General features: G+C 65.8%; 16 protein-coding genes and 7 pseudogenes. 15 read left to right on the top strand and 8 right to left on the bottom strand.

The features are described 5' to 3' along the window. Positions 1-91 precede the first annotated feature (91 nt). Complete coding sequence (locus ACNANG_RS16305) at positions 92-994, top strand: LysR family transcriptional regulator (RefSeq protein WP_420227566.1); 903 nt, start codon at positions 92-94, stop codon at positions 992-994. Between the two features lie 130 nt (positions 995-1,124). Here the strand turns inward: ACNANG_RS16305 and bioD are convergent. From bioD to ACNANG_RS16320, 3 genes and pseudogenes are all read right to left on the bottom strand, one after another. Then, positions 1,125-2,661: pseudogene (bioD, locus tag ACNANG_RS16310) on the bottom strand (dethiobiotin synthase). Continuing rightward, the gene (locus tag ACNANG_RS16315) at positions 2,658-3,326 is read right to left on the bottom strand and encodes an alpha/beta fold hydrolase (protein ID WP_420223861.1); all 669 of its coding nucleotides are present in this window, start codon (positions 3,324-3,326) and stop codon (positions 2,658-2,660) included. Before ACNANG_RS16315 ends, bioD begins: the two are co-directional and overlap by 4 nt. Before the next feature lie 44 nt (positions 3,327-3,370). Continuing rightward, positions 3,371-4,558, bottom strand: a complete 1,188-nt coding sequence (locus ACNANG_RS16320) for an aminotransferase class I/II-fold pyridoxal phosphate-dependent enzyme (RefSeq protein ID WP_420223862.1) — start codon at positions 4,556-4,558, stop codon at positions 3,371-3,373. Positions 4,559-4,789: 231 nt separating this feature from the next. Between ACNANG_RS16320 and ACNANG_RS16325 the strand changes: the two are divergent. Continuing rightward, positions 4,790-6,062 (top strand): annotated as a pseudogene (locus tag ACNANG_RS16325) (adenosylmethionine--8-amino-7-oxononanoate transaminase). Between the two features lie 64 nt (positions 6,063-6,126). Here the strand turns inward: ACNANG_RS16325 and ACNANG_RS16330 are convergent. Next, positions 6,127-6,744 carry a TetR/AcrR family transcriptional regulator gene (locus ACNANG_RS16330; RefSeq protein ID WP_420223863.1) on the bottom strand — a complete coding sequence of 206 codons (618 nt, stop codon included), beginning with the start codon at positions 6,742-6,744 and terminating at the stop codon, positions 6,127-6,129. A gap of 334 nt (positions 6,745-7,078) precedes the next feature. On the opposite strand from ACNANG_RS16330, the gene ACNANG_RS16335 reads away from it, so the two are divergent. The 6 genes and pseudogenes from ACNANG_RS16335 (at position 7,079) to ACNANG_RS16360 (ending at position 12,519) form a co-directional block, all read left to right on the top strand. Beyond that, the gene (locus tag ACNANG_RS16335; protein ID WP_420223864.1) at positions 7,079-7,531 is read left to right on the top strand and encodes a CoxG family protein; all 453 of its coding nucleotides are present in this window, start codon (positions 7,079-7,081) and stop codon (positions 7,529-7,531) included. Between the two features lie 45 nt (positions 7,532-7,576). Further along, complete coding sequence (locus tag ACNANG_RS16340; RefSeq protein ID WP_420223865.1) at positions 7,577-8,752, top strand: ABC transporter substrate-binding protein; 1,176 nt, start codon at positions 7,577-7,579, stop codon at positions 8,750-8,752. An 18-nt stretch (positions 8,753-8,770) separates the two neighbouring features. After that, the gene (locus ACNANG_RS16345) at positions 8,771-9,652 is read left to right on the top strand and encodes an FAD binding domain-containing protein (RefSeq protein ID WP_420223866.1); all 882 of its coding nucleotides are present in this window, start codon (positions 8,771-8,773) and stop codon (positions 9,650-9,652) included. Continuing rightward, positions 9,645-10,091, top strand: a complete 447-nt coding sequence (locus ACNANG_RS16350; RefSeq protein WP_420223867.1) for a (2Fe-2S)-binding protein — start codon at positions 9,645-9,647, stop codon at positions 10,089-10,091. Before ACNANG_RS16345 ends, ACNANG_RS16350 begins: the two co-directional genes overlap by 8 nt. A 148-nt stretch (positions 10,092-10,239) precedes the next feature. Then, a pseudogene (locus ACNANG_RS16355) lies at positions 10,240-11,372 on the top strand (xanthine dehydrogenase family protein molybdopterin-binding subunit). 65 nt (positions 11,373-11,437) lie between these two features. Then, positions 11,438-12,519: pseudogene (locus ACNANG_RS16360) on the top strand (xanthine dehydrogenase family protein molybdopterin-binding subunit). A 64-nt stretch (positions 12,520-12,583) separates the two neighbouring features. Here ACNANG_RS16360 and ACNANG_RS16365 read toward each other — a convergent pair. Beyond that, positions 12,584-13,069: a MarR family winged helix-turn-helix transcriptional regulator gene (locus tag ACNANG_RS16365; RefSeq protein WP_420223868.1), complete on the bottom strand. Its 486-nt coding sequence runs from the start codon at positions 13,067-13,069 to the stop codon at positions 12,584-12,586. Between the two features lie 152 nt (positions 13,070-13,221). Here ACNANG_RS16365 and ACNANG_RS16370 point away from each other — a divergent pair, with 152 nt between their 5' ends. The 5 genes and pseudogenes from ACNANG_RS16370 (at position 13,222) to ACNANG_RS16390 (ending at position 19,300) form a co-directional block, all read left to right on the top strand. Next, the gene (locus tag ACNANG_RS16370) at positions 13,222-13,752 is read left to right on the top strand and encodes a flavin reductase family protein (protein ID WP_420223869.1); all 531 of its coding nucleotides are present in this window, start codon (positions 13,222-13,224) and stop codon (positions 13,750-13,752) included. A gap of 77 nt (positions 13,753-13,829) precedes the next feature. Then, positions 13,830-15,059, top strand: coding sequence for an acyl-CoA dehydrogenase family protein (locus ACNANG_RS16375; RefSeq protein WP_420223870.1), 1,230 nt, complete (start codon positions 13,830-13,832; stop codon positions 15,057-15,059). Positions 15,060-15,195: 136 nt separating this feature from the next. Next, a pseudogene (gene tsdA, locus ACNANG_RS16380) lies at positions 15,196-16,167 on the top strand (gamma-resorcylate decarboxylase); the annotation flags it as partial. A gap of 386 nt (positions 16,168-16,553) precedes the next feature. Continuing rightward, a complete protein-coding gene (locus ACNANG_RS16385) occupies positions 16,554-17,813 on the top strand; it encodes an MFS transporter (RefSeq protein WP_420223871.1) in 1,260 nt (419 codons plus the stop codon). A gap of 273 nt (positions 17,814-18,086) precedes the next feature. Beyond that, positions 18,087-19,300 (top strand): annotated as a pseudogene (locus ACNANG_RS16390) (MFS transporter). Between the two features lie 78 nt (positions 19,301-19,378). Here the strand turns inward: ACNANG_RS16390 and ACNANG_RS16395 are convergent. From ACNANG_RS16395 to ACNANG_RS16405, 3 genes are all read right to left on the bottom strand, one after another. Next, positions 19,379-20,365: a Bug family tripartite tricarboxylate transporter substrate binding protein gene (locus ACNANG_RS16395; RefSeq protein WP_420223872.1), complete on the bottom strand. Its 987-nt coding sequence runs from the start codon at positions 20,363-20,365 to the stop codon at positions 19,379-19,381. A 147-nt stretch (positions 20,366-20,512) separates the two neighbouring features. Beyond that, on the bottom strand, positions 20,513-21,346 hold the full coding sequence (locus ACNANG_RS16400) for a 3-keto-5-aminohexanoate cleavage protein (RefSeq protein ID WP_420223873.1): 834 nt from the start codon (positions 21,344-21,346) through the stop codon (positions 20,513-20,515). After that, positions 21,339-22,292, bottom strand: a complete 954-nt coding sequence (locus ACNANG_RS16405; protein ID WP_420223874.1) for a 3-hydroxyacyl-CoA dehydrogenase family protein — start codon at positions 22,290-22,292, stop codon at positions 21,339-21,341. Before ACNANG_RS16405 ends, ACNANG_RS16400 begins: the two co-directional genes overlap by 8 nt. Positions 22,293-22,393: 101 nt before the next feature. Between ACNANG_RS16405 and ACNANG_RS16410 the strand changes: the two are divergent. Together ACNANG_RS16410 and ACNANG_RS16415 are read left to right on the top strand one after the other, a co-directional pair. Beyond that, positions 22,394-23,331 (top strand): annotated as a pseudogene (locus ACNANG_RS16410) (LysR family transcriptional regulator). 107 nt (positions 23,332-23,438) lie between these two features. After that, the gene (locus ACNANG_RS16415; RefSeq protein ID WP_420223875.1) at positions 23,439-25,472 is read left to right on the top strand and encodes a methyl-accepting chemotaxis protein; all 2,034 of its coding nucleotides are present in this window, start codon (positions 23,439-23,441) and stop codon (positions 25,470-25,472) included. Positions 25,473-25,528 lie beyond the last annotated feature (56 nt).

Raw genomic sequence — 25,528 nt, forward strand, 5'->3', positions numbered from 1 at the left:
TAAAGCCCCCGGCCTTGACGTTATTATTCAATTTCGCACAACAATTGGCATGTCACAATGCGGGCAGTCGTTTCCTGCCCTGCCTATGCCCATCGACACCCTACGCGCGATGAGGGTCTTCGTCCGGATCTATGAGCGCAAGAGTTTCACGCTTGCCGCCGACGATCTGAACATGCCCCGCGCAACCTTGACGCACGTCATCAACGCCCTGGAAGCCCACCTGGGCGCGCGGCTGCTGGAGCGCAGCACCCGCCGGGTCGAACCCACGCTGGACGGCGACGCCTATTACGAGCGATGCCTGCATCTGCTGGCCGAGATCGAGGATGCCGAGAACGCGTTCCGGACGGTCGCGCCCAAGGGATTGTTGCGTGTAAACCTGCAAGGGTCGCTGGCGCGGCAGTTCGTCATCCCGGCCTTGCCCGCGTTCATGGAACGGTATCCGGGGATCGATGTGGCGGTCAGCGAGGCGGATCGGTTCGTCGATCTGGTTCGTGAAGGGGTCGATTGCGTGCTGCGCGCCGGAACGCTGGGCGACTCGACGTTGACTGGTAGGCGTGTGGCAAACCTGCGTCAGGTGACCTGCGCAAGTGGCGAATACGTCAAGCAATTCGGCGAGCCGGCCTCGCTGGATGACCTGGCCGGACATCGCGCGATCAATTACGTCTCGTCAACGGGCAGGCGTTATCCCTTCGAGTTCATGGTGGATGGAACCCAGACCGATGTGGAGATCCCCGGCCGCGTCACCGTGTCGGGGGCCGAGGTGTATGCGGCGGCGGGATTGGCAGGCCTGGGCATGATCCAGGTGCCGCGATATCGCGTCGCGGCGCTGCTGGATCAAGGCACGCTGATCGAGTTGCTGCCGCACCATCCGCCGCCCCCTATGCCGGTGTCGGTGCTGTACCCGCAAAGCCGGCACATGTCCCCGCGCGTGCGGGTGTTCGTCGACTGGTTGACGCAGGTGTTCGAGGATGCAAAGGCCGCAGGGGCGCTATAAGGGGCAGGGTGATGGCAATGCAAGGCTTCTACGGTTCGCGTTTGTTGGCACGGTGGGTGAGCCAGGTCCCAGCCGCGAGCTGGACGCAAGTCGAGCCGGCTTAGGTACCGGCCCGGCGTCCAGGAACCTGTCAGGCGGGCGTCGCGCTCCACATTGCCATCGCCTCCAGGACCGCCGCCAGCGGCGGCATGGCCGCCGCCACGTCGGCCACCGATGCGGCATCGACGGCATCGAGCGCCGGCACGTCGGCGATCACGGGCACGTTGCCGAATCGTTCGATCGCTAAACGATTGCCCGCCGACGGCGGACCGTTCATCACAACCCCGGCGATTGCGATGCCGGCGGCTTTCAAGGCCTGCAGGCTCAACAGCGTGTGATTGATGGTGCCCAGGCCGCTGCGCGCGACCAGGATCACGGGCAGGCCAAGCCGGGCGATCAGGTCGATCATCATCAGGTCGTCATCGATCGGGACCAGCAGACCCCCGGCGCCTTCGACGATCAACGGCGCAGTGGTCACGGGGCAGGTCAGCGCATCGGTGTCGATCCGCACACCTTCCAGCGGCGCGGCGGCCCACGGCGACAGCGGCGCCTGCAGCACCACCGCAGGCGCATGCACACGCGCTGGCGCCATGTCTGCAAGCCGCGTGACGCTGGGCGTGTCGCCGGGTTCGTCGGCGACGCCTGTCTGCAGCGGCTTCCAGTAATCGGCCTGCCAGGCCTTTGCCAGGATGGCCGACACCAGGGTCTTGCCAACGCCCGTGTCGGTGCCGGTGACGAAGACGCCGCGATGGGACAACGAGGATAGGTCGGTCATAAGAAAGCAGGTCTTGGAATGTCGGTCATGGGGCAAGGTGTCGGTGCACGGCGCGCGTAGCGTCGTCGACGCGATGCCAGACGCCATAGGCAATTTCGTACGTTACCGTGGCGCCTTCATCCGTGAAGTGGGACAGCAAGCGGCGGAAGTCAGATGGGCCCAATGCCCGGGCGCCGTCGCGCGGCACGGTTGCGCCAATGCCTTTCAAGCTGCGGACGAAGGCCAGGCCGTCGGCAAAGCGCACACGTTGCACATCGATAGTGACGCCGCCCGCGTGGCCCGCCAGCGCGTGCGCAAACGCGTCCGCATCAGGGTAGTCGGGCGTGGCGGCGTGCAGACCAAGGTCGCCGTGCGCGTCACGCCATTCCTGAAAGGTATTGGCCGTCAGTGTACTGATGGCCAAGGTGCCGCCCGGCGCCAGGCAGGCGGCAAGCCCTTGCAAGCCGGCAGGCAGATCGCCGAACCATTGCACGGCCAGGCTGGAGCACACCAGGTCGTACCGCCCCAGAAGCAAGGGATCGGGATGCTCGCCGTCCATGCATGCATAACGGATGTCACCCTTCAACGGGATGCGTCCACTGGTGACGGACTGGCGCGTGGCCGCGACCATCTCGGGTGCAATGTCGGTAATCGTCCAGTCCGCAACGGCCATGTGCCGGGCCAGCGCGGCAGTCAGCAGGCCCGTGCCGCAACCGATCTCCAGGATGCGCGGACGCGGCGGCAGGCGCAGGTCAGCAATCCGCGCGGCCAATGCCGTGGCAGCGTGCCGCTGCACGTCGGCATGGTCATCGTAGTGGCCGGCCGCGCGAGCAAACCGTGCCGCGATCGCATCGCGTCGGGCGGATGCCGTCACGGCATGGATCCCGGCAGCGCCAGATCGTTGACGTTCGCAACGGCTGGCGCCGGGTTGGGCGATCCGGCCATCCGGCGAACGGCATCCGCGCACTCGGCAGGGTGCGTCACAGGCAGCAGATGACCGCCTTCGGGTAGCAGCACAACGGACACGCTGGATAGGTGCGCGAATGTCATCGCCGTCATCCCTGCTGGAACGATAGGATCGTCTTCGGCAGCGACCGCCACGACCGGCGCCGGGCATGCCGCCAGTGCGGTCCGTGCATCGTCATCGCGCAGCGCGGACAGGTCCTCAAATAGCGCATCCACATCCAGTTCGGTCGTGACCGGATACGGTTCCGCGCCGCACCGGGCACGAAAGGTATTGACCACGCCCATGGGGTCCTGCCGCAGCCGTTGCAGCATTCGGTCGATCAGACGCAAAGGCGTCCCGGCAGTGAAGTCCGGTGCGGCGGAAAACCGCGCAAACCCGTTCAGGCAGACGATGCCCAGGCAATGCGGCGGCAGATCCTTCAGTACACGCATCATCCCGAACGAATGCGCCACCGCGATGAACGGCTCCGAAGGCGGCTCCAGCACCGCCGCGCCGGCATAACCGGCGTCGTATCGCTGCTGTCGACCCAGCGGAATGGGGTTGCTCAACGCTTCGGCCAACGCGTCGAACACGCTCGCATCAAAGCCCCATCCATGCACGAACCACACCGCCGGCCTCATGCGGCCCCCCGCATCGGGTCGCGCGCCAGGGCGTCGAGCAAGCAGTCGACATCGTCCACCGTATGCGCGGCGCTCAATGCGATGCGCAGGCGGCTGGTACCCGCGGGCACCGTGGGCGGGCGAATCGCGACCGCAAGCATGCCCGCAACTTTCAGCCTGGCGCTCAGGGCGACAGCATCGCCGGCATCGCCCACCATGGCCGGCACGATCTGCGTCGATGATGCGCCGGTGTCGCGGCCCTGCGCCTGCAGCCCGTCGCGCAGGCGCGCCGCCAGCCGCGACAGGTGCGCGCGATCTGCGTCCATGCCGGGCACCAGGTCCAGGGCTGCGTCCATGGCGCCCAGCACCGACGGCGGCAAACCGGTCGAATAGATGAAACCCGAGCACGTGTTCACCAGGAAGTCGCACAGTGCCTGCGACCCGGCCACGTAGGCGCCAAAGCCGCCCAAGGCCTTGCTGAACGTCCCCATGATCAAGTCCACCCCGCCCGGCGCCAACCCCGACAGCCCCATGCCCTGCGGGCCCAGCACGCCGGTCGCATGGGCTTCATCCAGGTACAGGAAGGCGCCGTGCCGATCCGCCAGGGCCGCCAGGGCCGGCACGTCGGCGCGGTCGCCATCCATGCTGAACACGCTCTCGGTCACGATCAGGCGGCGCACGTCCGGCGCGGCCCGATCGGTCAGCAAGCGATCCAGGTGCGCCAGATCGTTGTGCCGGTAACGGATTTGCCGAATGCCTGCGGCCTGGCATCCGTGGTGCATGCTGGCGTGCACCAGCTTGTCGGTATAGACCTCGACCTGCCCGCGCGCGCCCAGCCCGTGGATCAATGCGGGCAGCACGCTGGCGTTCAGCTGCCAGCCGCTGGCGAACAACAAGGCCGCCTCGGTCCCCTTCAGCCGGGCCAGTTTGGCTTCGACCTGCGCGTGCGCGTCCAGCGTGCCGGTCACCAGCCGCGACGCCTGCGCGCCCGCGCCATGGCGGCGCGTCCAGTCGGCGGCGCGCTCGGCCAACAACGGGTGGCGGGCCAGGCCCAGGTAGTCATTGCCGGAGAAATTGAGAAGCTCGCGCCCCGCGCTGGCGATGCGTCCCGGCGCGGCGGCGGCCAGTGGCCCGATGCCGCGGCGCATGTTGCGCGCGGCGGCATCGGCAAGGACCTGCTCGAAACAAGGGTCAAACGTCGACATAGATGAACTGAGGATCAGAAGCGCTTGCCGACCTGGGGATGGCAACGAAAAGGATGGCAAGGAAAGGCGTGGCAAGGGAACGTGGCGGCAGGCAAGGCAGCGGCGACCGAACGACGCCAACGTCGGCACTTCCTGACGCCAAGGCCGAAGTGTAAGGGACGCCGCCCCTGCGCGCGCCGACATGGCTACACTCAGGTCCCTGTTTGTTCTACCTGTTTCCCGGACGTACCCATGACGCGTTCCCCCGCCTGGATCGAAGATGGCAGCCGCCACATCTGGCTGCCGTACACGCAAATGCATACTGCCGCGCCGCCCTTGCCGGTGGTGCGCACGTCAGGCACGCGTATCGAACTGGCGGATGGCCGCAGCCTGGTGGATGGCATTGCGTCATGGTGGACGGCCTGCCATGGCTACAACCACCCGCACATTGCCGATGCCATCCGCGCGCAACTGGAGGTGATGCCGCACGTCATGTTCGGCGGGCTGACGCACGAGCCGGCCCTGCACCTGGCGCAGCGGCTGGCGGCCTTGCTGGGGCCCGGTCTGGACCGTGTGTTCTTCACGGAATCGGGGTCGGTTGCGGTCGAGGTCGCCATGAAGATGGCGATGCAGTACTGGCTCAATCGCGGCGAGCGGGACCGCTCGCGCTTCCTGGTGTTCAAGGGCAGCTATCACGGCGACACCTTCGGGACCATGGCGGTCTGCGATCCGGATGACGGCATGCACGCCTTGTTCAAGGGACTGCTCGCGGTGCACGATGTGGCGGCATTGCCGGTGGATGATGCGTCGATGGCGGCGCTGGACGCCCATCTGGCGCGGCATGCCGATCACCTTGCAGGCATTCTGGTGGAGCCGCTGGTGCAGGGCGCGGGCGGCATGCTGCTGCACCCGCCCATCGTGCTGCAACGGCTGCGCACGCTGGCCGACCGGCACGGCGTGCTGCTGATCTTCGATGAAATCTTTACTGGCTTTGGACGGACGGGCAGTCTGTTTGCATTCGAGCAGGCCGGGGTCAAGCCTGACATCATCACCCTGTCCAAGGCCCTGACCGGCGGCAACGTTGCCGCTGGCCGCCACGGTGGCAAGCGAACGCGTCTTCAACGCTTTCCTTTCCATAGACCCGAGCCATGCCCTGATGCACGGGCCCACGTTCATGGGCAATGCGCTGGCCTGCGCGGCGGCGCATGCGTCACTGGATCTGTTCGAACGGGAACCGCGCCTGGCGCAGGCCGCGGCGATCGGCGCGGCCTTGCGGGACGGCCTGGCGCTCTGCAAGCACCTGCCCTGGGTCAAGGACGTGCGCACGCTGGGCGCCATTGGCGTGGTGGAACTGACCTGCATCAACGACATGACCCGGCTCAAGCAGCGTCTGATCGATCAGGGCGTATGGGTGCGGCCGTTCGGGCGCATCGTGTACCTGACGCCAGCGTTGACGATCGGGCCGGATGATCTTGACCGGCTGATCCAGGCCGTGAACGCGGTCGTCTCAGAAAGAGCGCCGTGAGCGGCAGGCGTCTTCACCACGTTCCTGCACGATGCCGCTTCAACACGGCGCACGCTCCTGTCTTTCAAGTCAGCGCGGCCTGACCTTTGCCCGCAGCGGTGCTTGCCCCGGGTGGCAGCGCGCCCGGTGCGCCCGATTCCGCAAGCAGCAGCGTGGTCATCAGCTCCGCCACCTGTTCGATGTCGCGCACGTCGCCGATGCGGGTGTTGATCACGAACCCATCGAAGGCCATCCACACCACGTGCGACAGCAGCGGGTTGCGCGCCGCGCCTCCGGCGCCTTCCGGCAGGCATTCCGCAATCAAGTCACCCAGCACGGCTTCGACATCGGCCAGCAGCGTGTTGGACTTGCCCGCGCCGATCGGCGATACCGCCAGCGCTTCGATCAGTGCGTTTGCAAAGCAATGATCGGCCGCGGGAATGTCGCCCCATAACCCAATGAACAGACGGCGCAGCCGCGCCTGCGGCGACCGGAACTTGCGCACCGATTCGGCCAGCGCCTGCAGCTGGGTATCCAGCCACGGGCGGTACAGCTCGTGCAGGATCAGCAGCTTGGAATCGAAGTACACATACAGGTTGGCCACGGTCATGTTCGAGGTACGCGCGATCTCGGCCATGGTGGTAGTGGTGTAGCCCTTGCGCGAGAACAGGTCGAAGGCAGCCTGCAGGATCGCCTCGCGCATGCCGCTTTTCTTGACTTGTGCCACGGTGCTTGAATGGACATCCGGTTGGAATCTGCGGACGATCGTAGCACGGTGACCCGGCGCAGCCATTCCGGATGCTGACCGCGCTCCCTTATGAATAGCAATCGACATTCGTTTTTGAAACGTCCTGACTTGGTGCGGCAACCGGCATTGAAGTGGTGCCGGAACGTATGAACATGGTGCGTGGACATGCCAGTAAGCGCTCCTTGAATGACCCGATTCCGGCAGGCCAAAAAAACTTGACATTCATTTTTGCGGAATAGAGAATGAGGTTCGGTTTTCAGTCGTGCGCTAACGGAGTCACCGAATGGACATGTCCAGTACCCGTCTGATCCCCGCCCCCCAAGACGCGGTCTGGGACGCGCTCAATGACCCTGGCACACTCAGGTCCTGCATTGCCGGCTGCGAGCACATCGAGCGTGTCGGTCCCGACACCTACGACGTGGCCATGGCCGTCAGGGTCGGCCCGGTCAGCGCGCGCTTCAAGGGCCGCATGTCGCTGTCCGACATCGTCGAACCCTTGTCGTATGTCATCCGTTTCGAAGGGCAGGGCGGCGTCGCCGGGTTCGCCAAAGGACAGGCCGCCGTATCACTGGCCCCCGAAGGCGCCGGAACCCTGCTGTCCTACACCGTCCACGCCCAGATCGGCGGCAAGCTTGCGCAGCTTGGCGCGCGGCTCGTCGACAGCTCCGCCCGCAAGATGGCAGACGAATTCTTTGGCAAGTTCCTGGCCCATTTCGAAGGTCACGCGGCAGCCGCCACGTAACCTTTGCCGGGCCCCCGACCGACCCACGACTGACAGGACGACCTTATGAATTCCCATCGCAGGGTGAAGACCGCGTGCGCGCTGCTTGGCGCGCTGGCGGCAGGTGGCGCGGCGCATGCCGACGTCAGGATCGGCTTTTCGGGTCCACTGTCGGGACCCCAGGCGGTGGTCGGGCAGGATCAGGCGGACGGATTTGCGCTGGCCCTGGAACAGATGGGCGGCAAGCTGGGTGGACAGGCGACGACCGTGATCAAGGAAGACGATCAGCTCAAGCCCGAGATCGGCGTACAGATCGTGCGCAAGTTCCTGGAGCGTGACCGGGTGGATGCGATCGTCGGTCTCGGGTACTCGAACGTGCTGATGGCGACGCTGCGCCGCTTGTCGGAGTCGGGCGTGCCGGCCATTGCGACCAGTGCGGGTCCGTCTCCGATGGCGGGAAGTCAATGCGCGGCGAATGTGTTTTCGGTATCGTTCCAGAACGACGGGTTTGGCGAGGCCATCGGCAAGCTGATGCACGAAAAGGGCTACAAGAACGTGTACTTGATGGCGCCGAACTACCAGGCGGGCAAGGACATGCTGGCGGGCTTCAAACGCTTCTACAAGGGCGCCGTGGCCGCAGAGGTCTACACCCAGGTCAACCAGGCGGATTACTCGGCCGAGATCACGCAGCTGCAAAGCAGCAAGGCCGACGCGCTCTTCATGTTCTATACCGGCGGCATGGGCGTCAACTTCACCAAGCAATTGAGCCAGTCAGGCATGGTCGGCAAGCTGCCGGTGTATTCGACCTTTACGGTGGACGGCGCCAATCTGCCCGCGCTGCGCGAATCGGCGGTAGGCGTGGTCAGCGGCAATATGTGGGATGCGACGCTGGAAAACGCCGAGAACGCCCGCTTCGTGAAAACCTTCATCGCAAAGTACCAGCGCGTGCCCAGTGCGTATGCGGCCACCGGCTACGACGCCGCCAATCTGCTCGACGTGGCAGTGCGCAAGGTCAATGGCAAGGTCACCGACAAGCCGGCCTTCGTGGCCGCGGTCAAGGCCGCCGGGACCGAGTTCAAGTCGGTGCGCGGGCCGTTCAGATTCAACGCCAACAACCTGCCCATCCAGGATTACTACGCGTTCGAAATGGTCAAGGACGATGGTCAGATCCGCGGCAAGCTCATCGCCACGCCCTTGAAGGATCACAAGGATGCCTACTACAGCGCCTGTGCGCTCAAGTAGGACGGAGCCTGGGAAGCCATGAAAGCGCCAGACTTTGCCTATTGCCGTCCTGCCAGTGTCGATGCGGTCTGTGCGCTGCTGGCTGAGCATCGCGATGACGCCCGCATTCTTGCGGGCGGGCAGAGTCTGATGGCGACGCTCAATCTGCGGCTGTCCGCGCCGGCATTGCTTGTCGACATCAACCGGATCGACGCCTTGCGCGGTATTGGTCTGGCCGACGACGGCAGTTACCTGCGTATTGGTGCCCTGGCGCGTCATGCCGAGGTGGCGCGATCGCCGCTGGTAGCCCTGCACGCGCCGCTGATCACGGCGGCCATGCGCCATGTCGCGCATCCGGCGATCCGCAATCGCGGCACGACCTGCGGCAGTCTGGCCCTGGCCGATCCCTCCGCCGAAATGCCTGCCTGCGCGATCGCGCTCGACGCCACGCTGGTGCTGCAGAGCCAGTCCGGAACGCGCGGCGTGCCGGCGCGGGAATTTTTCTTTGGTCTCTATGAAACCGCGCGCCGCGATGATGAACTGCTGATCGAGGTCCGCATTCCGTGTCGGCCGGCCGATCAACGGGTGGGCTTCGATGAACTCAGCCGGCGTCACGGCGATTTTGCCATGGTGGGTGTCGCGGCAACGGCGCGCGGTGCGCCAGACCGCATCGCCGATCTGCGTCTGGTCGTATTCGGTACCGACACCATGCCCGTCGTTTGCCGCGACGCCGCCGCGCTTGCGGACGGGCAGGCGTGGTCCGCCGCGCTGGGCGATGCCATTGCTTCGGCCGCCGCGGCCTCGCTCGACCCGGACACCAATATGTTCGGCGGCCCGGCCGTCAAGCGCCGGCAAGCCGCGGCCCTGATCCGCCGTGTACTGACGGCCATGTTGTCCCCTGATGGAGCCCTGCATGGATAAGCACGCCAACATCGTTGTCATGGTCAACGGACAGACGCGCCAGCTGCGCGTGCCGGTCCGGCGCAACCTGGTGGACATGCTGCGCCACGACCTTGGGCTGACGGGCGCGCACGTAGGGTGCGAGCATGGGGTGTGCGGCGCGTGCAACGTGCGGGTCGATGGCGTGGTGGTACGTGGGTGCCTGATGCTGGCCGTGCAGGCCGATGGCGCCGCGGTCGACACGATCGAAGGATTGACCGCCACGGGCGAGATCGCCGCGCTGCAGTCCGCCTTCGTCGAGCGCAACGCATTGCAGTGCGGCTATTGCACACCGGGGATGCTGATGACCGGGGCGGAATTGCTGTTGCACGAAACCTGTCCCAGCCGCGCTGTGATTCGGGATGCGATCTCTGGCAATTACTGCCGCTGCACGGGTATCAGGCTATCGTCGACGCGATAGAAACCGCAGCCTTGGCACGCCATGGCGAGACCGCATCATGAGTGATCTGACGGCTGCGGCATGGCCTGGCGCATCGCCCACCCGGCCGGAAGCCCGGCGGTTCGTGGCCGGGCAGGGGCGTTATCTGGACGACATCGACATGGCTGGCATGTTGCAGGTCGCCTTCCTGCGCAGTCCGTTCGCGCGGGCCACGTTCGACGTCCTGGACCTGGAGGCTGCCCGCGCGTGCCCCGGTGTGGCCGCCGTGTTGACCGGCCAGGATCTGCTTGCCGTGTGCGCGCCGTGGCAGACCGCGTTTGCCACGCTGCCCACGCATCACAGTCCACCGCAACATCCGATGGCGGTCGGCGAAGCGTACTGGCAGGGCGAGGCCGTCGTGGCGGTGGTGGCCGAGACCCGGGCCCAGGCCGAGGACGCGCTGGAACAGGTCATGATCGATTGGTCACCGGTCGACGCCATGGTGGATCCCGGCGCGGCGCTGCAAGACCGCGCTTTGCCGTGTCATCCGGACCTGGCGAGCAATCTGGCGCTCGATCGGCGCATCGATGTCGGCGATGCCGACAGTGCGTTTGCCGGGGCCGCGCATGTGGTCACGCAACGCTTCATGTTTGGCCGCCAGACCGGGGTCACGCTGGAACCGCGCGGCATTCTGGCGTCCTTCGATGCGCGGGTGGGCGAACTGACCGTGCACACCTCCCATCAGGCGCCGTTCCAGATGCAGGAAATCTTTGCCCGGCAACTGGCATTGCCCGTGGAACAGGTGCGTGTGGTGTGCCCCGACGTGGGGGCGCCTTTGGCATCAAGCTGCATGCCTATGCGGACGAGATGGCGGTGGTGGCGATGGCCGTGCTGCTCGGCCGACCGCTCACATTCCAGCCCGACCGTCTGGAATCTTTTCTGAGCGACGTGCATGCGCGTGACGCGCGGGTCGATGCCCGACTCGCGATCCATGACGATGGCACGATTGCCGCGCTGGAAGTGGACGCGCTCTTTTCATTCGGCGCGTGTTCCATCTATCCGCGCAGCAGCCTGGGCGAGGCATTGCAGGCGCTCGACCTGTGCGGCTGCGCCTACCGCTTGCCGGCGGTGCGCGGGCGGGTGCGGGGCGCCTACCTGAACAAGGTGCCGACCGGCGCGTACCGCGCGGTGGGTCAACCGATTGCCAGCGCGGTCGTTGAACAGTTGCTGGATCATGCCGCGGCCGCGGCTGGCATCGACCCCTGGAGATCCGCCGCCGCAATCATCTGTCGTGCGTGCCGGATGATGGCAAGCCGCATCTGAGCGCGACCGGGATGGCCGTGGGGCCGCTGTCGCTGGATGCGTGCCTGAACCGTATCGAAGAACAGATGAGCTATGCGCGCTTGCGCACGGACCAGGCGCACTGGCGCGAAAAGGGCGTGTATCGCGGCATCGGCCTGTGCACCTTTGTCGAAATGACCGGCGTGGGGTCGCGCCTGTATGGGCCAGCCGGCATCCGGATCGCAGGCAAGGAAAGCGTGCGGCTCAGCCTGACGCCGTCGGGCCGCATCACCTGCCGCACCAGCGCCACCGACCAGGGGCAGGGGTGCGTACGGGCATCGCGCAAGTCATCGCGTCAACGTTGGGTGTCGCGCTGGACGAAGTGCTCGTCACCAGCGGCGACACGGCCACCGATCCCTTGGGCGGCGGCGCGTGGGCATCCCGAGGCATCGCGCTGGCAGGCGAAGCGGCGCGCCTGGCGGCGGCCGAGCTGCGCGCCAACGTTCTGGCGATTGCGGCATCTTTGATCGGCGTGGATGTCAACGGGCTCGGCATTGCCGGGGACAGCATCATCGATGACGCCGGCCAGCCCGTGCGCAGCCTGCGCCAGGTAGCGACCGCCGCGCATTACGATTCGTCGGCGACCGCGCTGCATCCGCTTCCGCCCTTGACCGTGGAAAGGTCCTTCGCCCCCGCCGACAAACCGTACTTCATGGCCAACGGTGTGCAGGCCGCGCAGGTCGAAGTCGATATCGACACCGGCGTCATCCGCGTGCTGGACTTCTGGGTGGTGGAAGACTGCGGCCGTGTCATCAACCCGCTGCTGGCCGATGAGCAGGTGCGCGGCGGAGTGGTGCAGGGCATCGGCGCCGCGCTGTATGAACACTGCGTCTATGACGACACCGGCCAGTTGACGAACGCATCGTTGGCTGACTATCTGGTGCCCATGGCTTCCGAAATGCCAGATATCCACGTATCCCATGTCAGCACACCCGAGCGCGCCACCCTGCTGGGCGCCAAGGGCATTGGCGAAGCCGGCACGGTGGGCGCGGTAGGCGCCATCTGGTGCGCCGTGAATGATGCCTTGCGTCCCACGGGCCAGCGCGTCTGGCAGCAACCCTTCACGCCCAGCCATGTGCTGGAAGTGCTGTATCCAGAAGACACGGCCCCTGGATCCGCAGACCGCTAGGTTCGCGCGATCCGTGCAAGGACGTGCGCCGCCAAGCCCGCCGACGGTTCGGGCATGAAAAACATCAGCGCGCCGCGCGCCGCCCGGCGCGTTTGCTGACCGGCACCTGCAGCGCTTCGGGATCGAGCGCGTTCAGGTGTTCGTACACCGCTTCCATGGCGGACTTCAGGCGCAGCACTTCGGCCTTGCCGAAGCTGTGGATCGCCACTTCCTCGAACTGAATCGCAAGCGGGATCAGTTCTTCGGCCAGGGCGCGTCCGTCCGCCGTCAGATTGATCGCCACCACCCGCGCGTTGTCATCCAGGCGGTGCCGCGTCACATACCCGCGCGTTTCCATCGTCCCGATCAGCCGCGACAGCGTCGACACTTCCATGACCGTGGCCTTGCTCAATTCATTGAGCCGCTGGTCGCCGCGTTCCCATAAAGATGCCAGCACCCGGTACATCGGCAGGGTTACGTCGTACGGTTTCAGACGTTCGGTGAACAGTTCACCGATGCGCACACCCACGCGGTTGAGCAGGTAGGGGAACGAGTTGGTCAGTCGATACATGGGTGTCTTCGGGGTGACCCGGGGTGGGAAAACCCCGAGCGGAAAAGGAGTGGAATCGACTGTACAACAATTGCAAACGCAACAGTTGTGTGTGAAACTTTGTGCACGGTTCACAGAGACCCGGGTTCACGAAACCCCATGGAGGAAGACACATGACTGCCCAAGCACTGACGCACGATGTTGCCGATCAGGACACCGTCCAGCGCGACTTTCGCCTGGCCATGCGCGGCATTGCATCCACGGTCACCATCGTGACCGCTGGTGACCGGGAACGCGGGCATGGCATGACCGCCACCGCCGTCTCGTCCGTGTCGCTCGACCCCGCGGCCCTGCTGGTCTGCATCCATCAGAAGACCCTGTTGCACGACATCATGTCGTCCACCGATGGCTTCTGCGTGAACGTACTGTCGGAAGACCACATCGACCTGTCCAACGCCTTCAGCGGCGGCGTGCCGCCCGCGGATCGCTTCCTGACCGGCGACTGGTCCGAGACCGATGCCGGCATCAAATACCTGACCAGCGCCCAGGCCCGCATTTTCTGCCGCAAGCAGGTGGTCGTGCCCTTCGGCACCCACACCATCTTCATCGGCGCGGTGCACGACGTCCAGCTTGCCGACAACACGTCCCCCTTGCTGTACCGCAACGCCACCTACTGCCGGTCCACGCCGGTCGCGGCGCGCTGATCGCCGGCTTGCCCTCACGTCCTCTCGCCTCACGCACGGATGGGGCGCATTCCAAACACACCATCAAGGAGTCGACCATGAACAGTTTCGTGGAGCATGCCGTCCTGGACGCGCCGCCGCACACCGCCTTCGACAAGGCCGCATTGCTGCGCGGCATTGACGCTTTATCCCCGCAGATCAAGGCCGCCGCACGGCAGACCGAACGGGATGGCCAGGTGCCCGATGCGCACATGCAGGCGCTGCGCGACATCGGTTATTTCGACATCGTGAAGCCACGTGCGTTTGGCGGCCATCAGGAACACTTTGACGTGCTGGTCGAGGCCAATCTGCGCCTGGCGCGCAGCTGCGCATCGACAGCCTGGGTGGCGGGCCTGCTGTCGGCCCATCAATGGCTGGCCGCCAGCTTTCCGGAGCAGGCCCAGCGCGACGTGTGGGGAGACAACCCCGACGCCTTGCTGTGCGGTTCGTATGCGCCTGCTGCCAAGGCCGGCGTCGAAGCGGGCGGCTATCGGCTGACCGGCAACTGGAGCTTCAGCAGCGGCTGTGAAAACGCCGACTGGGCGCTGTGCGCGGCAATGATCCCTGCGCTGTCGGGCGAGGGCCTGGAGCCCGCCTTCTTGCTGGTGCCCGCCGCGGACTACACGATCCTAGAAACGTGGGATGTGGTCGGCCTGGGCGGCACGGGCAGCAAGACACTGGAACTGACCGACGTATTCGTGCCGGCGCATCGGGTGCTGACCTTTGCGCAAAGCACCTCGGGCAACACGCCTGGAGCGGGCCACTACGCCGACGACCTGGCCTTTCGTGTCCCGATGCTGACGGTGATTCCGTCGTGCCTGGCCTCCGTCGCCGTGGGCGCCGCGGCCGGTGCGCTGGATGACTATCTGGAAGCGACCGGGAGCCGGGTCACGCGCGGCGCCGTGGCCGGTGGGCATCAGAAGATGGCGGAATTCCCGACCATTCAACTGCGCGTGGCCGATGCCGCGGCAAGCACCGATGCCGCCCAGGAAATCCTGCTGCGCGATCTGCGCCGCGTGACGACAAAAACGCTGGCCGATGAAACGGTCACGGTGGAAGATCGCATCCTGAGCCGGCGCGGGCAGTCGTTCGCAGTGGCGCTTGCGCTGCGTGCGGCGGAAGCGTTGAACGCATCGACCGGTGGCCTGGGGTTGAACCTGTCCAACCCGGTGCAACGCGCGTGGCGCGACGTGAATGCCGTCAGCCGCCATATCAGCATGAACTGGGATGCCGTCGGCACGATGTACGGGCAGATGGCCCTGGGCCTGACGCCACGCGGCCAGTATTGACGCTTCGCTACCCCGCATTGAAACCTGGCCGCGCGACGGCCGGAGCTATCCGATGTGCCACGCTGGACCCGGTGCATTGCCACGCATGACGCAGTGACCCGCACCCACCGCTTTATCCATTCGACAAGGATCCGAGATGACCGGAAAAATTGCGCTAGAAGAACACTTCGCCACGGAAGAGACATTGATGGATTCGGCCGGCTTCGTGCCGGACAAGGATTGGCCGGAACTGCGTTCGCGCCTGCTGGACATCCAGGACCGCCGCCTGCGCCTGATGGATGAATACCAGATCGAAACGATGATCCTTTCCTTGAATGCGCCGGCGGTGCAGGCCATTCCCGACACCAAGCAGGCATCGGAAGTCGCGCAGCGCGCCAACGATTTCCTGGCCGAGCAGATCGTGCGCCAGCCGACGCGCTTTCGCGGCTTTGCCGCACTGCCCATGCAATCGCCGGAACTGGCCGCCAATGAGTTGGAACGGTGCGTGCGCGATCTGGGTTTTGTCGGCGCGTTGGTCAACGGCTTTTCGCAGGTCGAGAACCCCGATCACGCCGTGTACTACGACCTGAAGCAGTACTGGCCGTTCTGGGAAAAGGTCCAGTCGCTGGACGTGCCGTTCTACCTGCACCCGCGCAACCCCCTGCCGAAAGACTGCGCCATCTATGACGGCCACCCCTGGCTGATGGGGCCGACCTGGGCCTTTGGGCAAGAAACGGCCGTGCACGCGCTGCGCCTGATGGGATCGGGCCTGTTCGATGCGTATCCCGATCTGCGCATCATCCTGGGTCACATGGGCGAAGGACTGCCGTACAGCATGTGGCGCATCGACCATCGCAATGCTTGGGTCAAGACGACGCCGAAGTATCCGGCCAAGCGCAAGATCGTTGATTATTTCAACGAGAACTTCTACTTGACCACGTCGGGCAATTTCCGCACGCAGACGCTGATCGACGCGATCCTCGAGATCGGCGCCGACCGCATCCTGTTCTCCACCGACTGGCCGTTCGAGAACATCGACCACGCAGCGGACTGGTTCGCGTCGGCCAGCATCAGTGAAGCCGACCGCAAGAAGATCGGCCACGAGAACGCGGCCAAGCTTTTAAGCTTGGCCGCTAGCCCCCTAGGCGCTGCGCGCCACCCCCAGGGGCGGCAACGGCGGACGGGCAAAGCCGGATCCGCGGTGCCCTGGTGGGTGTGGTGCGTTGTCTCGTGTTGCTTAAGACGGGGGGCTTAGAGTGCGGCCCCTCTTGTGAATGGAGGCCAGGTGGACTGGGTCAGCCAGATCCGCTGAGTCCGTGCGCGCGTCGTTCAGATGCACGAGGGTGTTGGTGGTATCGATGCAAGGACGCAGCGGATCTGGCTTTGCCAGTCCGCCAGCGTCGCCCCTGGGGGAGGCGCATGGCGACTCTTGGGGGGCAAAACTACATGGCGAGGTGGACGTAGAGGCTGCCCGCTGAGGACAAGAACCGTGGCTGCGCCACGAAGGAGGATGACATGAAGATCAGGAATCGCTGGTGGGTGGTGGTGGGGTCGGTGTTTGGGCTGTTTGTCGGCAATGGGCCGATCATGCAATTCACCTTCGGCGTGTTCCTGCTGCCGGTGACGAAGGCGTTTGGATGGGAGCGGTCGACGACGTCGCTGGCGTTGGTGATCGGGTTGACGATGACGGCGTTGTTCGTGCCGGTAGCGGGGCGTTTGATTGACCGGTTCGGCATACGGGCCGTGACCCTGCCGGCCATTGTGCTGTTCGCCGCGGCGACGGCATCGTTGGCTTTGTTCGCGGATACGCCGGCCAAGTTCATGATCATCTACGCCCTGATGGGCATTGCCGCGGCAGGGCAGACGCCGTTGCCTTATGCCAAGGCGATTGCGGCGTGGTTCGACGACAAACGTGGGCTGGCCCTGGGTGTCGCCATGGCTGGGGTTGGGCTGGGCGCGGCGCTGGTGCCGCAGTATGCGCAGGCCTTGTTGACGGCGTTCGGCTGGAAGGGCGCCTATCTTGGACTGGCGGCATTGACGCTGGTGGTGGGCGTGACGGCGGTGTCGCTGGCGGTGCGTGAGCCGGACCAGATGCGTCCGGTGGCGGGTACGGCGGCGGCAGCCCTGCCGGGTGCGACGGGTCGTGAAGCCTTGCGGTCAGGCATGTTCTGGAAGCTGGCGCTGGCCTTCTTTGCGGTGGCGCTGGCCACCAATGGCACCATCGCCCACGTGGTGCCGCTGCTTGTCGATCGCGGCATTGCGCCAGGTGTGGCCACCACGGCCATGGCGTTTGCCGGCGCGGCGTTGATTGGCGGGCGCTTGCTGGCCGGTTATCTGCTGGACCGGATCTTTGCACCGTATGTGGCGGCGTTCTTCTTTGCGATTCCGCTGGTCGGCATCGGCATGCTGCTGGCCAACCTGCCGCCGCAATACGCCGCGTTGTCGGTGGTGCTGGTGGGCCTGGGTCTGGGCGCCGAGGTGGATCTGATCGCCTTCCTGTTGTCGCGGTATCTGGGCCTGAAGAGCTTTGGCGAGCTGTACGGCTATCTGTTCGCGGCGTTCATGCTGGGGTCGGGGGCAGGGCCTTACGTCATGGGTCTGGCGTTCGACAAGACGGGTGGGTATGCAACGGCACTGTCGGCGCTGTGCGTGGCGTTGCTGGCCGCCTGCGCGCTGATGATGTCGCTGGGACAATACATCTATCCCCCTTGGCGCTGCGCGCCTCCCCAGGGGCGACACCGGCCGACCGGCGAAGCCGGATCGGCGGTGTCCTAGGTTAAGCCCCCACTTGGCGCTGCGTGCCTTCCCCAGGGGCGAAAGGTGGAGCCCCCCTTGGCGCTGCGCGCCTCCCCAGGGGCGGCACTGGCGGACTGGCGAAGCCAGATTCGCTGTGCTCTGGGGTTAGGCGTCCTTGGCGTATCGCGCTTCCCGCCCGCGCGGCACTGGCCGCTCCCGGTGTATCCAGACGTGTGCGGGTGGCCTGGCTCGGCGGGCTGTGCGGGGGTGATCGGGTAGAGTTACGGTCTGCCGCCCTTCCTGCCGTTCATCATGTCGCTTTCGCTGCAACGCATTTTTCCTGCCCTGTCCGAGCCTACTCTTAGGCGTTATCTGACCGGGCAGGTGGTGTCGGTGCTGGGCAGCTGGACGCAGAACGTGACGCTGAACCTGGTGGTCTACCACCTGTCGGGGTCGGGCGCGGTGCTGGCTTTGCTGAACTTCCTGCTGTATGGGCCGCAACTGGTGATTGCGCCGATCGCGGGGGCGCGGATCTCGTCGCATAACGCGCGGCGCACGACGTTGGCGGTGTTGTACACCTCGCTGGCGGTGGCGTGCAGCCTGGCGGTGCTGTCGGCGTTTGGCGTGTTGACCCTGCCGTTGATTCTGGCGCACGCGATTGTGATCGGGGTGCTGACGTCGATCGAATCGCCCGCGCGGCAGGTGTTGCTGGTGTCCTGCCTGGAAGACGCGGCCTTGCTGCCGAATGCGGTGGCCATGAACACCATGGTCTACAACGTCGGCCGCATGGTGGGCCCGACGATCGCGGCCGTGCTGTATCCCACGCTGGGTCCCCCTTCGCGTTCGCCACCTTTGCGGTGGCGCTGTGCGTGATGGCCTGGTGCGTGCGGTCCATGGTGATCCAGCCGCGCATGACCAAGAAGGGTGACAGCCGGGGCGGTTTGCGCGCGGCGTTCGCCTACATTCTGGACGATCCGTTTACCGCCAAGTACCTGTCGATCCTGGCGTGCATGGGCTTGTTCGCGGGCAGTTACCAGACGCTGGTGCCGCTCATCGCGGACCGCGTGTTCCACGATGCCGCTACTTATACAGGCGTGTTCTTTGCAGCGGCCGGCGTAGGGTCCTTGAGCGCGGCGGTGATTCTGTCGTCAGCGATCGGGTCGATGATGACGCAGCGTTACCTGAGTGTGGCGCCGTGGATCGCTGGGGTGGCGCTCGCCGTGCTGGCCCTGGCCGGGCATGCCGCGTTGACCGCCTTCGCGTTCTTTGCGCTGGGCTTCAGCCTGACCTTCAGCGCCACGTCGACCAACGCGACCATCCAGCGGCGTTGCCCGGACTCTGTGCGGGGAGCGCTGGTGGGTATGTATGGCATGGCCTATAACGGCACCATGCCTTTCGGTTATCTGCTGGTCGGCGCGGTGTCGGAAGCGCTGGGCGTGCAGGGCGCATTCGGGGCGATGGCGCTGGTGCTGGGCGCCAGCCTGACCTTGCTGACGGTGCTGCATCGGGTCAAGGCGGCGCACTGACGGGCCGGACAGGCCAATACGGGTGAGCCCCGGCGCAGCAAGGCGCTGCTCCTGGGGCGATGCCGCACACCGACGCGGTCAGTCCGCCGTGGCGCCCGATGCTTTCACCACGTCACCCAACCGTATGTTTTCGGACCGGATCAATTTTTCGAATTGTTCCGGCGTGCCACCCACGGCAGGGGTGCCCAAGGCTTCCCACCGCGCCCGTAGTTCCGGGTCGGCAAAGGCGGTATTGACCACCTGGTTGAGTCGGTCAACGATAGGGCGTGGCGTGCCCGCGGCCACCGCAATGCCATGCCACCCCGACATGTCGAAGCCGGGCAGGCCGGATTCGGCCAGTGTCGGCACGTCAGGCAAGGCCGCGCTGCGCTGGGCGGTCGTGACCGCAATCGGCCGCAGCCGTCCAGCCTTGATGTATTGCAGCGAGCTGCCCACGATGTCCAGCATGACCGGCACTTGCCCACCGACCAGATCATTCAGCGCCGGACCCGCACCCTTGTAGGGGATGTGCTGCATGGTGGTGCCGGCAGCGCGATTGAACATTTCACCGGCCAGGTGCTGCGGCGTGCCGCTGCCGGCGGACGCGAAACTGAACAGTTCCGGCCTGGCCTTGGCTGCCGCAATGAAGGACTTCAGGTCGGTCGCCTTGACCACGTTGGGATTGACCTCCAGCACCATGGGGAAGGCGGAGATCTGCACAACGGGCGCAAAGTCCTTGACCGGGTTGAAGGGCAAGGCCTTGTATAGCGTGGGGTTCACGGCCATCGGGCCACTCGCAGCCAGCAGCAGGGTGTGGCCATCAGGCTCGGATTTGGCAACCTGGTCGGATCCGATGTTGCCCCCGGCACCAGCCTTGTTTTCGACTACCACCGACACGCCCAGCTGCTTCTGCATCGACACCTGCAGCAGCCGTGCCATCAGGTCGGTCGGGCCACCAGGCGGGTAGGGCACGATGAAACGGATGGGTCTGGAAGGGTAGGCATCCGCCGCGATCGCGGCGGCAGGCATCATGGCAGCGGGCAGGGTAGCGGCGCAGGCCAGCGCCAGCAGGGTCTTCTTCAACATTGGGGTGTCTCCTGCGCTTTCAGTCAGCGCGTGGTGTGTTTTCTGATTCGTCTTGTCGTGACGCAAGCGCCGGCGGGGATCCGGTCGCGTCCTCAAACGGCGCCCCGTGCGGACGCCGTCCTTCCTGCTTCAAACTACTTGCGGGAATCAACCAAACCGCCGCCGCACGTCATCGGCCGTCGCCAACCGCCGGCCACAGTCCAGTCCCGCCTGCGCGGCCTGCCTCACCAGCGCGGCGTTATCGGGGGCGATGCTGCCATCCTTCAGATACAGATTGTTTTCGAAGCCGACCCGCGCATGTCCGCCCAGCGCGGCCGCCGCGGCGGCGCACGCATGTTCATGCTTGCCGAACGCGCACATGGCCCAGGGGTAGGTGCGATCGTCGGCGGCCAGGAACGGCAGCAGGTCCGCCGGCAGCGACGTCTGGCCCGCCGTGTAGCGGCCCAGCACGAACAGCAGGAACCAGGGAGCTTCGGGCACGACGCCGCGCTGCCGGTAGGACTGCCACTGCGCCACGTCGGCGGTGTCGTACAGAATGACCTGGGTCATGATGCGTTCCCGTGCCAGCCAGCTGAACAGCCGGGCGACCCGGGCATCCGCTTCCGGTCCGACCGCGACTTCGCGCAGGCCCACCGACACGGCTTCGGGCGACACCGCCATGACCGAGGCGACCTGCTCGTCGGGCGCATAGACCTGTGCGGCTTCAGTGGTGATCTGGATGACCAGTTCCTTTCCGACCGCGCGGCGCACGGTGTCGGTCGCCAACCGGTAGGCGGCCGGGTCCAGGCTGTGCCGTTCATCGTCGGCGCGCACGTGCATGTGGATCATGGCGGCGCCCGCGTCCAGGCACCGTTTGGCGGTGTCGGCCAGGTGCTCGGGGGTGACCGGCAATGCGCCATGGTCAGCCCGTTTCTTGTAGGCGCCGTTGGGCGCGACGGTCAGGATCAGCGGTTCGGCAAAGGCGGTAGCGGCATCAATCATGGTCAGGTCCCGGTTGGAGTGGCGGCAGTTCCTTGGCCAGCAGCGTCAGGCCGGCCTTGAGCAGGTCATCGTAGCGCTTGCGTTCGGCGGCGATCGTCTCTGGCGTCCAGGTATAGAAACCCTGGCCGGTCTTCATGCCCAGATGCCCGGCGGCCACCCGGTCGCTCAAGGCCTTGGCCGGCAGCGGTGAGTTGTTCAGGGTGGGGTACATGGTCGCGCCGGCGGCGCAGTGCACCTCGATACCGGCATGGTCGCGCTGCATGACCGGACCGGCCGCCAGAAAACGGAAGCCGAAGCCAAAACGCACGGCCGCATCCACGTCTTCGGGCGATGCAATGCCCTGGTCGATCATGTCGAAGGCTTCGCGCGACAGGGCGTGCTGCAGGCGATTGGCCAGGAAGCCCGGCAGGTCTTTCCTGACCAGCACCGGCACCATGGCGCAGCGGCGCATGAAGTCGCACAGGGCCTGTGCGTTGGCGAGTTCGCTGGCGCCCCCCATCACCACTTCGACCAGCGGCACCAGGTGCGCGGGCATGAAGAAATGGAGGCCCAGCATGCGGCCGCCGGTGCTCAGGCCCTCGGCAATTGCGCTGATCGGGAAGCTGGAACTGTTGCTGGTCAACACGCAGTCGGGACGTGCCAGCCGTTCCAGGCGGGCGAACAGTGCCTGCTTGATGTCGACGCGTTCCGGAATGCATTCGATGACCAGGTCGACGCCCGACCAGTCGATGTCGTCCAGGTCGGCCACGATCGACACCAGGCGGGCCTGCGCCGCATGGGTATCGAGCGCGGCGGCCAGGGTACCGGGCAGCGCCTCGCGCCGGGCGGCGGACGACTCGACAAGGATCGTGGGGCAACTGGCGCGGGCCAGCACTGCGGCAACATCGTTGCCCATGGTGCCGCCGCCAACGACGACGGCCCGGGACTGGGACGGATACATCAACATAAAAGTGTGCTCCCTTCTAGGCAGGCCGCCAGTCTATGCGCGCACGGCTTATCGGTTAAGCGCTCCTTTTTGATATATTGATCGAAATTCAAGATAAATCGATGAAAGCGGACCTGTCGACCCACGACCTGCGCACGTTGCTCGCCGTTGCAGGCACGCTCAGCTTCAGCCAGGCCGCGATCCAGCTGCATCTGTCGCAGTCGGCGGTGTCGTCCATCGTGCTGAGGATCGAGGCGGCGCTGGACGCGCGGCTGTTTCAGCGCACGACACGCAAGGTCAGCCTCACGGCGGCAGGCGCCCGGTTCGAGGCCGACGCCACCGAGGTGCTGGCGCGCTTCGACGCCGCCGTCGCCGTGGTGCGCGACATGTCGCAATTGCGCAGCGGGTCGGTGGCGGTTGCCGCGTTGCCATCGTTCGCGGCCAAGCTGATGCCCGCCCTGTTCGCGGCCTATGGCGCCCGCTACCCGGACATCCGGCTGCGGCTGATCGATACCCTGTCCGCCCCGGCGTTCGCACTGGTACAGCGGGGGAGGTCGACTTCGCGCTGACCGCCGCCGACCCCGCCTACGCCGATCTGACCTACCAATCACTGACCGAGGACCGGTTCGTGCTGCTGATGCCGCGCGGGCATCCGCTGGCGGGCGATGCGCCCATTCCTTTTCCGTCCTGCCTGGCCTACCCGCACGTGTCCATGTCGCATCCGACCAGCGTGCGGCAGTACGTGGCGGCTGCCGCCTTGCAGCACGGCGTGCAATTCGCACCCGCCTACGAGGTGGATCACCTGATGACGGTGGCGGCCATGGTGATGGCTGGATGCGGCGTCGCGGCGCTGCCGTCGGTGGCTGCCGCGGTGGTCGCCCAGGCGGGTCTGGTGCAGCGCGACCTGGTGGACCCGGTGATCCGCCGGCCGATCGGGCTGGTCTGGCGCGCCGATCGGGACCTGTCACCGGCTGCACGCGCAATGGCGGATCTGCTTCTGGAACGGGTCGGTAAGGGCTTGCTCACACCAGACGTAATAAATTCCTCAATTCTCTCCTGATCCTGCCGTAAAGGTGCTCACACTCGTTCGCGTGATTCCCACGGCCCTGATGATCAGGCCGTTCCAGGCAATCCGGAGCGTCCGACAATAACGTGGGGTGGGAAACGATGGCGTCGTCTTTCAGCCTTGGTCAGCGTTCGCTGGCCAAGCAAGTCTTGGTATTGGCTCTGTCACTGAGCGCAATCATTTCAGGGGTGACCGCCGTCGTGGTGGCCGTGCAGGGCGTCCGCGCCGCAAAGCAAGCCGTCGAACGCGAAATGATGGCGTCGCTCGATTCCGTCAGCACCAGCCTGGTGTCGTCGTTCGAATCCACCCGCCTGCGCGTCGAACGCCAGTTGCTGGTGTTCCAGCGCATGCTGGGTGAATTGCCGTCCCCCGATGGCACCATGACCGAAACCGGCAGCGCCGGCGAAGTCGTCACGGTGCGCGCGGGCGAAACCATCCTGAACGGGAACACTTCGGTGCTGCAGCGGATGCGCAGCTACACGGGCGCCGACCCCGAACTGATCGTGCGCCACAACAACCAGTGGATCCGCGCGGCCACGATGCAGCGCGGCGCCGATGGCCAGCCCCTGACGGGCGCGGCCGTGGCAAACGACGACTTCATCGTCAAGACGCTGGACACGACGGTCGCCGCAACCAACATCGTTTACCGGGGCGGCCGCTGGTACGCAATGCACGTGCGTCCGCTCAAGGACGACAACGGCAAGATCTTCGGCGGGCTGACGCTGCAGGTCGACCTGTCCGACGACGTCGCTTCCACGCTCAAGTACATCGAAGAATCGACCGTTGCGGGCTTCGGCAACATGTACGCGCTGACCGCGGGCGCCAACGGCACCGCGGAATTCCTGGTGCATCCCACCTACAAGGGCAAGCTGGTGTCCGACACGCCCGAGGCCGATCGTCCGTTCTTCCAGGACCTGGTCGACCATGACACCGGCTTTTCCGAGTCGAAGCTCACCACCGACGACGCCACGCAGTTCGTTGCCTACAAGACCGTCCCAAGCTGGAACTGGACATTGACCGCCACCGGCGCCAAATCGGACTTCCTGGCGGCGCAGTACAAGCAGATCGGCCTGGTCGTCGCGCTGCTGCTGATCAGCGGCATCCTGACCGGCCTGGTGGTGTTCGCCCGCATGTCGTTCGCATTGCGCCCCGTGCGTGACGTGGTGGCCGGCGTGACGCGCCTGGGTGAAGGCGACCTGACGCGCGACGTGCCGACCGGCCCGGCCGGCTCGAACAACGAAATCCACATCATGGCCGAGCGCATCAACGCCACCCGCGTGCGCATTGCGCAACTGGCTCAGCAGATGAACGCAACGGGTTCGCAAGTGGCCGTGGCCACCACGCAGACGCTGCAGGCGCTGAACCAGATCGGCCGCGGCACCGAAGTGCAGTCCGAAGCCGCCAGCGGCGTGGCCGCCGCCGTCGAGCAGCTGACCGTATCGATCTCGCAGATCGCCGACAGCACCCGCGAAGCCAACGGCTTTTCCAAGGCATCGAGCACCGCGGCCGAAGAAGGCTCGGCGGTGGTCAGGCAGACCGTCGGCGAAATCGAGAAGATGGCCGACCGCGTCGCCAATTCGGCCGAAGTCGTGCAGGAACTCGAAGCGTCGTCGCGCCAGATTTCCGCCGTGGTCAAGACCATCCAGGAAATCGCCGAGCAGACCAACCTGCTGGCGCTGAACGCCGCGATCGAAGCGGCCCGCGCGGGCGAAGAAGGCCGGGGCTTCTCGGTCGTGGCCGACGAAGTGCGCGGCCTGGCCGAACGCACCAAGACGTCCACCGCGCAGATCGCCTCGGTCATTGCCGCCGTGCAGAAACAGACCACGATCGCCGCGCAGGCCATGCGCGAGGTCAATACCGACATGCAGGCGTCGGCTGCCGGCGCGCGGCAGGCGGGTACGGTCCTCAGCCGCATCCAGGAAGCGGCCAGCCGTACGGCGGAAGTCATTGCCGATATCTCCAACGCCGCCATGGAACAGAAGTCGGCATCGGAACAGATCGCCAGCCGCGTCGAGCAGATCGCCCAGTACGCCGAAGAATCGGCCGCGGCCGTGCAGCAGTCGGTGGCATCGGCTGAATCCCTGCAGAACCAGGCGCAGGTGCTGGACGAAACCATTCGTACGCTGCGCACCTGATCGACAACGGGGTGGCAGGCGGCGGTGTCCGCGCCTGATCACCGCGCAGCGCAGAT

Source organism: Pigmentiphaga litoralis, from assembly GCF_048632615.1.
Classification (GTDB): domain Bacteria; phylum Pseudomonadota; class Gammaproteobacteria; order Burkholderiales; family Burkholderiaceae_B; genus Pigmentiphaga; species Pigmentiphaga litoralis_B.